Origin of the sequence: Pseudomonas sp. CROZ-RG-20F-R04-15 (assembly GCF_022662375.1) — a bacterium.
Taxonomy (GTDB): domain Bacteria; phylum Pseudomonadota; class Gammaproteobacteria; order Pseudomonadales; family Pseudomonadaceae; genus Aquipseudomonas.
The window spans coordinates 1-8,167 of the sequence record NZ_JAKNQL010000048.1; the positions used below are offsets into that span (position 1 = coordinate 1).

The 8,167-nt window shown below is 52.1% G+C and carries 11 protein-coding genes and 1 pseudogene; 7 read left to right on the plus strand and 5 right to left on the minus strand.

Annotation, left to right across the window (positions count from 1 at the left end):
* Both L8H52_RS29970 and L8H52_RS29975 read left to right on the plus strand, forming a co-directional pair.
* Positions 1 to 460 (plus strand): annotated as a pseudogene (locus L8H52_RS29970) (hypothetical protein); the annotation flags it as partial.
* A gap of 50 nt (positions 461 to 510) precedes the next feature.
* Positions 511 to 1,944 (plus strand): SEFIR domain-containing protein, encoded by a 1,434-nt coding sequence (locus L8H52_RS29975; RefSeq protein WP_242210122.1) that lies wholly within the window; start codon positions 511 to 513, stop codon positions 1,942 to 1,944.
* Between the two features lie 46 nt (positions 1,945 to 1,990).
* On the opposite strand, the gene L8H52_RS29980 is transcribed toward L8H52_RS29975, so the two are convergent.
* Together L8H52_RS29980 and L8H52_RS29985 are read right to left on the minus strand one after the other, a co-directional pair.
* Positions 1,991 to 2,287 (minus strand): hypothetical protein, encoded by a 297-nt coding sequence (locus L8H52_RS29980; protein WP_220556576.1) that lies wholly within the window; start codon positions 2,285 to 2,287, stop codon positions 1,991 to 1,993.
* An 8-nt stretch (positions 2,288 to 2,295) separates the two neighbouring features.
* The gene (locus L8H52_RS29985) at positions 2,296 to 2,547 is read right to left on the minus strand and encodes a hypothetical protein (protein WP_242210121.1); all 252 of its coding nucleotides are present in this window, start codon (positions 2,545 to 2,547) and stop codon (positions 2,296 to 2,298) included.
* 1,258 nt (positions 2,548 to 3,805) lie between these two features.
* Here L8H52_RS29985 and L8H52_RS29990 point away from each other — a divergent pair.
* Entirely contained in the window at positions 3,806 to 4,126 is a 321-nt protein-coding gene (locus tag L8H52_RS29990) for a YbjQ family protein (RefSeq protein ID WP_016985528.1), read from the plus strand.
* Between the two features lie 61 nt (positions 4,127 to 4,187).
* On the opposite strand, the gene L8H52_RS29995 is transcribed toward L8H52_RS29990, so the two are convergent.
* Complete coding sequence (locus tag L8H52_RS29995; RefSeq protein WP_242210120.1) at positions 4,188 to 4,472, minus strand: hypothetical protein; 285 nt, start codon at positions 4,470 to 4,472, stop codon at positions 4,188 to 4,190.
* Positions 4,473 to 4,712: 240 nt separating this feature from the next.
* On the opposite strand from L8H52_RS29995, the gene L8H52_RS30000 reads away from it, so the two are divergent.
* The 4 genes from L8H52_RS30000 (at position 4,713) to L8H52_RS30015 (ending at position 6,452) form a co-directional block, all read left to right on the plus strand.
* On the plus strand, positions 4,713 to 4,901 hold the full coding sequence (locus L8H52_RS30000) for a hypothetical protein (protein ID WP_242210124.1): 189 nt from the start codon (positions 4,713 to 4,715) through the stop codon (positions 4,899 to 4,901).
* A 332-nt stretch (positions 4,902 to 5,233) separates the two neighbouring features.
* Positions 5,234 to 5,605, plus strand: a complete 372-nt coding sequence (locus L8H52_RS30005) for a bacteriocin (protein ID WP_150694833.1) — start codon at positions 5,234 to 5,236, stop codon at positions 5,603 to 5,605.
* Positions 5,606 to 5,742: 137 nt separating this feature from the next.
* Complete coding sequence (locus L8H52_RS30010; protein ID WP_007914081.1) at positions 5,743 to 6,162, plus strand: YMGG-like glycine zipper-containing protein; 420 nt, start codon at positions 5,743 to 5,745, stop codon at positions 6,160 to 6,162.
* A gap of 122 nt (positions 6,163 to 6,284) precedes the next feature.
* Positions 6,285 to 6,452, plus strand: a complete 168-nt coding sequence (locus tag L8H52_RS30015) for a hypothetical protein (protein WP_242210119.1) — start codon at positions 6,285 to 6,287, stop codon at positions 6,450 to 6,452.
* Positions 6,453 to 6,598: 146 nt separating this feature from the next.
* Here the strand turns inward: L8H52_RS30015 and L8H52_RS30020 are convergent, their stop codons facing one another.
* Positions 6,599 to 7,030, minus strand: a complete 432-nt coding sequence (locus tag L8H52_RS30020; protein WP_242210118.1) for a hypothetical protein — start codon at positions 7,028 to 7,030, stop codon at positions 6,599 to 6,601.
* A partial coding sequence (locus L8H52_RS30485; protein WP_277930627.1) for an RHS repeat-associated core domain-containing protein occupies positions 7,027 to 8,167 on the minus strand: 1,141 nt, incomplete at its 5' end. The genes L8H52_RS30020 and L8H52_RS30485, both read right to left, overlap by 4 nt.

Here is an 8,167-nt window from a genome sequence, read left to right on the forward strand (position 1 = left end):
AAGCCACACCCGGGCGGTGGATGACCATTCGACTGAGACGGTGGGTGGTGTGAAAAAGATCGAGGCGCTGGGCGCGCTCAAGTTGATGTCGGGCGGATCTGCGAGCCTGGCGGCGGTGGACGATCTGCACCAGGCGACCGGGCGGGATCTGAACGTGGTTGTTGGGCAGAAGCATAACGCCACGGTGGGCGGCGATATGCACGAACGGATCGAAGGCTTGCGTCAGAGCTTGGCCGGGACAAGTCAACGGATCCAGGCACCGAAAAGCTGGATTGGATCAGAAACCGTAAACACCCTTGAACTGATGGTTGAGTTGTTGGCGATTGTTGGGGATATGAATTCGGCAATTGCCACTCATGTCCACCCCCCGTTAGCTCCTCCCGCTTCTTCCACGATTTTCCAGACCTTTTCCCAGAGCGCGAAGAGATTAGAAGCACTGCAACGCACGATAACCCTATAAACCCTAAGATTTGTCCTATGATGTGGATTCGTCTAAAGGGAGGGATAGACATGCAACCAAAGGTTTTTATTTCCTACAGTTGGAGTTCACCAACTCATCAAGAGTTGGTGAAGTCTTGGGCCGACCGTTTGCTTGAAGATGGCATCGATGTCGTGCTTGATATTTACGATTTGAAGGAGGGACACAATAAATTCGCATTTATGGAGAGCATGGTTTTAGATGAGACAATCTCTCATGTACTTGTTATATGTGACAGAGTTTACTCTCAAAAGGCCGACGCGAAAATTTCCGGTGTGGGAACCGAATCCCAAATCATTTCCAAACAGGTCTACGAGAAAGTAAACCAGACAAAATTTATTCCTATCATTTGTGAGTACGATGAAGCCGGACAGGCGTATACCCCCCTATTCATCAGCTCGGCGATATATATAAATTTCTCCTCTCCCGAAGCGGTGAATGAAAACTGGGAAACACTAGTTAGACTTCTGCATGGCAAGCCTTTGCATCGTAAACCTGCTATCGGAAAGCCTCCTGGTTATATAACTGCCGAAGCGTCTGAAAATGCAACTCCAAGTGCAACAAAATTTTATTCACTTAGACAAGCAGTGCTCCAAAATAAGCCCGGAATACCTGCGTATCGGGAAGACTTCTTAACGACTTGCTATGAGTTTGTAGATTCTATGAGGGTGCGTACGCCACCAAATTTAGACACCTTGGGGGAGCGGGTTTTGGGTGACTGCGCCCGCCTAAAAGATGTTAGAGACCAGTTAGTTGACTGGATCTCACTGGAGGTAAACCGCGCAGATGAGAATTCGTTCGGCGAAGTCATTCTCAAGGTTCTCGAGAAGATTCTGGATCTAAAATCAAAGCCTGAAGAACTCAACCCTTGGAACGAGGCATGGCTTGACGCTCTCCACTTATTTGCCTATGAGTTATTCATCTACATCATCGCCACTTTAATGAGGAGCGAAAAAACAGTAATCCTAAAAATGATATTTGAGACACAGTTTCTGCTACCAAAAGCAGAAAGAGATCGTGGACGAAAATTCGACGGGTTCGGCTCGTTCTGGACATTCTCCTCAACTTTAGGGGCTGTACTAAAGCCCGCTGATGGCGGCAATTACAAGAGCACAGCAGGAGAGCTAGTAAAGCGGCAGGCAGATCGGCAAGACACACCTTTCTCTAGTTTGAAAGAAGCAGAGCTGCTTATTACTCTCGCATCTTTCGTCACTTCTAGCTCTCGACCTTGGTACCCTCAGACTTTTTTCTATTCTGCTTTTCACGAAGAATATGAATTCTTCCTTCGAGCGACTCAGCGCAAACACTTTTCGAAGCTGCAAATTATTCTCGGAGGCAAAACGCTAGAAGAAATAAAGCAGGCGGTAATAATGAGTTCGAAAAACTTACCGAACGAGTACAGAGGTTTTACTCAAAATGGCCCTTTTTGGGATGCATTTAATCTCGATCAGATGAACACGCTATAGCTATTACAATGTGAGATAGGGTGGGGCACCTCCCTATCGACACAAGTCAAGACAGCCTACACCACCAAGATTGCGCATAAGCGCAGCCATCGATGTACTCAATACCGCTTAATACGAATCCTGTAACGGCCATCCCTGCCAAAGTCGCATCAAGCAAAGGCGGCAGCGGATCCGGATCAAGTGGCATTCCCACCTCAACGCGGGCAACGTTAGCTGCACGGCCTAATTCATGGCATTGAGTAGAATTGACCATCACGTTGCCCCGGATAGCCGGATACCGGCGCCGCTCCTTCGGATCCAGCGCGATACCACGAAGACGCATTGGGGTGACAAGTACGTGCATGGCTTCTCCTATTCGTCAGCGTCGAGGTCAAGTAACGACTCAACAGCGTAGGCCAGCGCCGCATCCGCTAACTCAAGCAAGTCGCCAAGCTTGTCAGCGTCAATCACTTGGCCCTGGTGCAGTGCATGCGCTTGCCGAAGCAACGCTTTGTGATGGGCACCAGGCATTGCGAGTAACGACACCTCATCACGCAGCATGATCCGCCACTGCGCCATTGAGGGCGCTTCAGTCGTCAGGGTTCCAGCAGATTCTACATTCATCGGCCATGCCTACCTTGCTGAAGCACTGTATATGCAGACAGTATATCGGTAGGCGTATTACTCAACATCAATGGAGCGACTGACGGCATCTCGCGACCAGTGAAGAAGTGCATTTCTGATTCGATGCCCGCAGCTGATCGGCCCGTGGAAAATCCTGCAGCCAAGAAAAAATCTGCTGAAAAAGCACTTATCCCCCTCCCGCCGACGGGCTTTGCGTCCCTTTTTTATGCAAAGGCCAGAGTGGTGCAAACACCTGCTCTGGCCAAGCCTGCTGCGGGGGCTGTTGGCGTTGTAGCGATTGCACGCAGTGCAAGGTTTTGCAAAAAAGAGCAAAGGTAGTTGCACTGCGTTGTGGAGCATCGACGAGTTGGCCAAGGGAGTGAAACGCCCGGCGTGCAGGGGCGACGCCCTGAAAAACCTACCGTACAGAATGTTTTCGTTTTCGGCACTGGTCGCACCAGCTGGAAATCCGACACCGCTCAGTCCGCTTGCAAAACGGCTGTAAGGCCCAGCCTGCTTGGCTCTCCGTTATTTTCTGGTATTGCACAGGGTAACCAAGGATTTACCTGCCACCATTGCCAATTTGCATGATGTGAAAAACGTCGGAAAGGGACGTCTTCTTGGCCAATTTTCAGACGTGGGCTGGGAAAAAGGTAATTTTGGTAAGCGAGGTGTAGAAACGCGCTACAGCCCTTGTCATGCCTGGCTTTCACTCATTACCTCAAGAGGTAATTTTAGGTAAGAATTAGGGTAATAATTTCTGAAGTGCCCGGTTTTACTGGGTTTGAGGGCTATAAGGGATTACTCATAGGAAAGGTAATTTTCTAACCTCATACTTACCAAATTATTACCTTGCTTACTGCTCTCAACGCCCCGATTTTCAAGGCTTCCAGAGCTTGCCTTATGCCGCATTACCAAAATTACCTTTTTCCCATGGGTCAACATGAAACGTCGAAACGGCCTTCGCGTCCGTGTTCTGCAACCTGGTGCGCAAAACCCATGGGACTGACATGGGACTGAGATTAAAAAACTCGCTCCTCTGCAGCCCTTATAAACCGGGGGGGTATGCTCAAAAAACCGCAAACGGGTAGTTTCGAATCTCTCCTTCACCGCCATATTCAGTACACAAAACCCCTGATTTCGAAAGAAGTCAGGGGTTTTGTGCATTCTGGCGTCTGGATTTTATGAGCGGCGAGTTGAGATCAGTGTTGAGCGATTACAATCGCCGGCTTATTTATCAGTAGAGGGACGCCATTCCATGATCATTTCCACCACGCACGCCATTGAAGGCCGACAGATCACTGCGTACCTGGACATCGTCAGTGCCGAGTCGGTGCAGGGCGTCAATGTGATCCGTGACATGTTTGCCGGTATGCGCGATTTTTTCGGCGGGCGTTCGCAGACGCTGGAGCGGGCTTTGAAGGAGGCGCGTATTCAGGCGACCGAAGAAATACGGGAGCGTGCGCGTGCTCTGCAGGCTGATGCGGTGGTCGGTGTGGATTTCGAGATCAGCATGCCCGGCGGCAAGGGCGGGATGGTTGTGGTGTTTGCGACGGGTACAGCGGTGAAGTTGCGCTGAATTTGTTTGACGGGTGTGTGAGCCCATTCAGAGGTTGAATGGGCTCAGTCTTTCTGTGTAATCAGCCTTGTGGCTTGAGGATCACAGTGCCTCTTTCGTCATAGGTCAGTGGTGTATCGATGGCGACGAGAGGGGGTGTATCAGAAGGTGGGCTGGGTTCGACTGGCTTGCTGGGATGGTAAATGACCCCGGGTTGCAGAACCGGTGTATCCGGACCCGGATACTTGATGGTGATTTCACCGGAAGCGATCTTCTCCTTGAGTTTTTCCGCGCCAGCCTTGCCGGCTGCGATCTGTTCGTCCGTGAGTTTTACGACAGGCATATTGGGGAATCCGTTGATTTGCATGTTCTCTCCTTGAGATTCATTTGTATGAAAAAGGGCAACGGCCTGTCTCCGGAATTCTTTAGCGGTGTAGGACCAATGGCATTTCATCGCGTTGATTTTTTGTAGGCCATTCGTCGGGCGTCAGGAGATCTGAATAACAAGTCCAGGAATGACCGGCTAGTCTCAAAAGCCTTGGAGGTCGATATTTTTTCAGGCGAATGGGTTTTTGCCGGTGTCGACCAGTGGCAAAGGGGCGATGGTATGACTGATCCGTATATCGAAGACGATGGCGCTGAATTTTCCTTCAACAACTGCGTACGGTGCGGCCAGACCGAGTACCAGGCAGGCTTTGGCGAGGATCCGGTGCAGACCGGCAAGATCAAATCCACAGCACCGAAAGGGCCGAAGGCAAAATTTCTGCCCAAGGTCAGCACGCGAGCCAGAAAATAATCTGGCTCTGTATAACCCCGTCTTTGCGTCATTGAACGGGGTTTTTTATGGCTGATCGATTGAGGAAATGTCCTACGCATTATGGCGATGAATGCGGTGGGCTTTCACAAACTTTTCACGTCTACCGCAGTAGGGTGAAGCCATCCGTTAGAAAGCAAGTCTCCAGCCCGTCTCCCCAGCGGGCTTTTTTTTGCCTGTCATAAAACCTTTTCCGGAATCGCTGTCCAATCGGCGCCAAGTACGCGAAGACCTATGATTTCGACTGGACTTTTGCGCCGCGGCGACATTAAATCCCGGCCCTTTTTGTCATCCCATTTTTTGAGGTTTTCGTCATGCGTTTAACACTGCCTGCTCTGGTTCTGGGGCTTCTGGTTGCTCAAGGTGCAATGGCTGCCGGTGATGGCACCGCGGCGCTGGGCGGTGGCCTGGGTGGTGCGCTGGGTAATGTGGTCGGCCAGAAAATGGGCGGCAGCACTGGCGCGGCACTTGGCGCTGGCGTCGCAGGTGCGGCAGGTAGCGCAATGGCGGCGCGCAAGGGTAGCCGGACTAAAGCGGCGATTGGCGGTGGCGTTGGTGCTGCTGGCGGTTCGGTGATCGGCAACAGCCTGGGCGGCAAGACTGGCGCCACAATTGGTGCAGGCCTGGGCGGTGCGGCTGGCGGCGCGGTGGGCAGCAACCTGTCCAAAGGTCATAAGCGTCACTGAGACTTATCGTTTGTCGGAAAAGGCCTGGCTTGATGCCGGGCTTTTTCATGGCTGAACGTTTTTCCCGTTGGCATCTCCAATCTCACATAGGCCCTTGTCTGGGCGGACTGTCCCGCTTCGGGAACTGAGAGGTTCATATGCGCTTGTCATTATCTGCACTGTTTTTCGGTTTGCTGGTAGCACAAGGGGCGATGGCCGCTGGTGATGGCACCGCCGCTGTGGGTGGCGGCCTGGGCGGCGCACTCGGCAATGTGGTCGGTGGACAACTCGGTGGCAGTACTGGCGCAGCAGTAGGTGCAGGCGTTGGCGGCGCGGCCGGCAGTGCCGTCGGGGCGAATAAACGCAATCGAACCGAAGCTGCCATTGGCGGTGGTCTCGGCGCGGCGGGTGGCTCGGTCGTCGGCAACAGCCTCGGCGGCTCGACCGGTTCGACCATTGGCGCAGGGTTGGGCGGCGCGGCCGGCGGTGCGGTCGGCAATAACCTGGGTGACGATGGTGGATCGCATTCGGGCGGCGGTCACAAGCACAAGAACAAACATAAAAACCGCCATCATTGATGGTGGGTTAGACGGAAACCCGGCTTTTTGCCGGGTTTTTTGTATTTGCTCGTCTGACATCGGAACGATTGGCTGTAGGGCTTTTCGAACGTCATACACTCCACCAAATGACGAGGTTTGCCATGACTCCCGAAACTGAAGGCAACGAAGAGAAAGGTTCGAGTGGACTGCCGTTTATCAACGATCCGGGGAATGAGGATCCGGGGTCGCTGATGGATGATGCGACGGTGCCGTTGAATGATTCGGATGAGGCGGATATGGAGTATGAAGAGGATGAGGATGAGCAATAAGTTGTCTTGAGAGTCGAGCGCGGCAGCGCACTGAATTTAAATATCCGGGGCCTGTACTTCAGGCCCCTTGATTCTGATTGGTTTGTTCGCGAAAGTTAACGTTGGTAAAAAAATTTGGGACGGAAGAGACCTCCGATAATTTTTTGTTATTTCGCAGTTAAATCATGATTGACGCGTATGTAAAGGTTATCTGATGGCGACATTTTTTCTATTCGGCCTGATGAGATGTATTCTTTAAACTCCTTTTCAACTATTTTTTTATCGCAGTATTTTTTATATTTAGATGGCCTGTCGCTAGCGTAAATGTAGAGGCGCCACACATCAAATCCGTCGATTCTGTTTTCCGATCCATAGTCGAAGTCCACAGATTCTGATGGGAAATGAATGGCGCACCCTACGCCGTGCAGTTCATATTGAATTCCATCAGTTATTTCACCGCAGCGTTCGATTTGCTTGCTCCGCCAAAGTCTTAAAATATTCCGAGTGCCGAATTTTTTTTGTAGTAACTCCGTGCCATAGTCTACTTTTGAAAGAAAGTCATTTATTAGATCCTCAAGATTTTTATCGGCTGTTTTCATCTTCTTCTATGATGCTCCAATCGGTCGTGTCCGACATTGTTGGCTGATTCAATGACTTCTTCGATGGTATTAAGTTCTCCTTTGTGTTCTCTGATATTTGTGATCAATTTTATAGTTATTGGCGTTGCTGTTTGTTTTGCAGCTGCTGCACGGTGATGTCCATCTAGAATATAGAAGGTGCCCTGATGTTCTGCTACTTCTATGGGATAGTTCATGTCGTACCCATCTGCTCGCATTGCATCCCTTATTTTCTCGACGTGTTTAGTTGATTTTTTCCCCATAATTGCATGCGTTCGCTTCACTGAATGTGGGTCAACGCCATGAATCAAGCCCGGTAATTGTGGCTCACCCTCATCTACCTTAGCCCCATCACTTCCACCCGGCACCTCACACCCAGGCTTCTTCGGCGGCGGGCAATTGGAGTTCAACCCCAACGGATCCACCCACCCCGTTGGATTCGGCACGTATTGGTACTGATTCAGCCCACCGGCCAACTTGATCGGATCCGGCGTCAGATACCGCCCCAGCCGCGGGTCGTAATACCGGTGGCGGTTGTAATGCAGGCCGCTTTCCGCATCGAAGTACTGCCCCTGAAAGCGCAGCGGCTGATTCAGGTAGTCGTCGCCAGCCAGGGTCAGTGCGGCGACTTTGCCGTAGGCGTCGTATTGCGCTGACCAGACGATGTCGCCGCTGTAGTCGGTGAGTTCCTGCGGGGTGCCGAGGTGGTCGAGCTGGTAGTAGAACGGGCAGGCTTTTTTCGGGCCTTTGCCGTCGAGCAGCGCCAGCGGGCGGAAGGTGCCGGGTTCGTAGACGTAGCTGCGGTATTCGTGTTCGCTGCTTTCGGCGACGAGGTGATCGCCTTGCCAGAAGAACTCGGTGGTGGCGTCGCCGACGGTTTTGCTGATGCGTCGGCCGAAGGCGTCGTATCGGTAGGACGCCGTTTGGCCGTCGGGGCGGGTCAGGCCGATCAGGCGGTGCTGGCTGTCGTAGCGATATTCGGTAACGAGGGTTTGCGCGCGACCGCGACGTTCGCGGATCAGGTTGCCGAAGGCGTCGTAGTCATAGTGACGGTCACCCTGCAGCAGCAGGCGATTGCCCTTGATCTGGCTCGGGCCGGGGCGGTCCTGCATCAACAGG

What these genes read in the sequence shown, in the direction of transcription:
- L8H52_RS29975 (WP_242210122.1), top strand. Translation starts at nt 511, where the DNA reads ATGCAACCAAAGGTTTTTATTTCCTACAGTTGGAGTTCACCAACTCAT.
- L8H52_RS29980 (WP_220556576.1), bottom strand. Translation starts at nt 2,287, where the DNA reads ATGCACGTACTTGTCACCCCAATGCGTCTTCGTGGTATCGCGCTGGAT.
- L8H52_RS29985 (WP_242210121.1), bottom strand. Translation starts at nt 2,547, where the DNA reads ATGAATGTAGAATCTGCTGGAACCCTGACGACTGAAGCGCCCTCAATG.
- L8H52_RS29990 (WP_016985528.1), top strand. Translation starts at nt 3,806, where the DNA reads ATGATCATTTCCACCACGCACGCCATTGAAGGCCGACAGATCACTGCG.
- L8H52_RS29995 (WP_242210120.1), bottom strand. Translation starts at nt 4,472, where the DNA reads ATGCAAATCAACGGATTCCCCAATATGCCTGTCGTAAAACTCACGGAC.
- L8H52_RS30000 (WP_242210124.1), top strand. Translation starts at nt 4,713, where the DNA reads ATGACTGATCCGTATATCGAAGACGATGGCGCTGAATTTTCCTTCAAC.
- L8H52_RS30005 (WP_150694833.1), top strand. Translation starts at nt 5,234, where the DNA reads ATGCGTTTAACACTGCCTGCTCTGGTTCTGGGGCTTCTGGTTGCTCAA.
- L8H52_RS30010 (WP_007914081.1), top strand. Translation starts at nt 5,743, where the DNA reads ATGCGCTTGTCATTATCTGCACTGTTTTTCGGTTTGCTGGTAGCACAA.
- L8H52_RS30015 (WP_242210119.1), top strand. Translation starts at nt 6,285, where the DNA reads ATGACTCCCGAAACTGAAGGCAACGAAGAGAAAGGTTCGAGTGGACTG.
- L8H52_RS30020 (WP_242210118.1), bottom strand. Translation starts at nt 7,030, where the DNA reads ATGAAAACAGCCGATAAAAATCTTGAGGATCTAATAAATGACTTTCTT.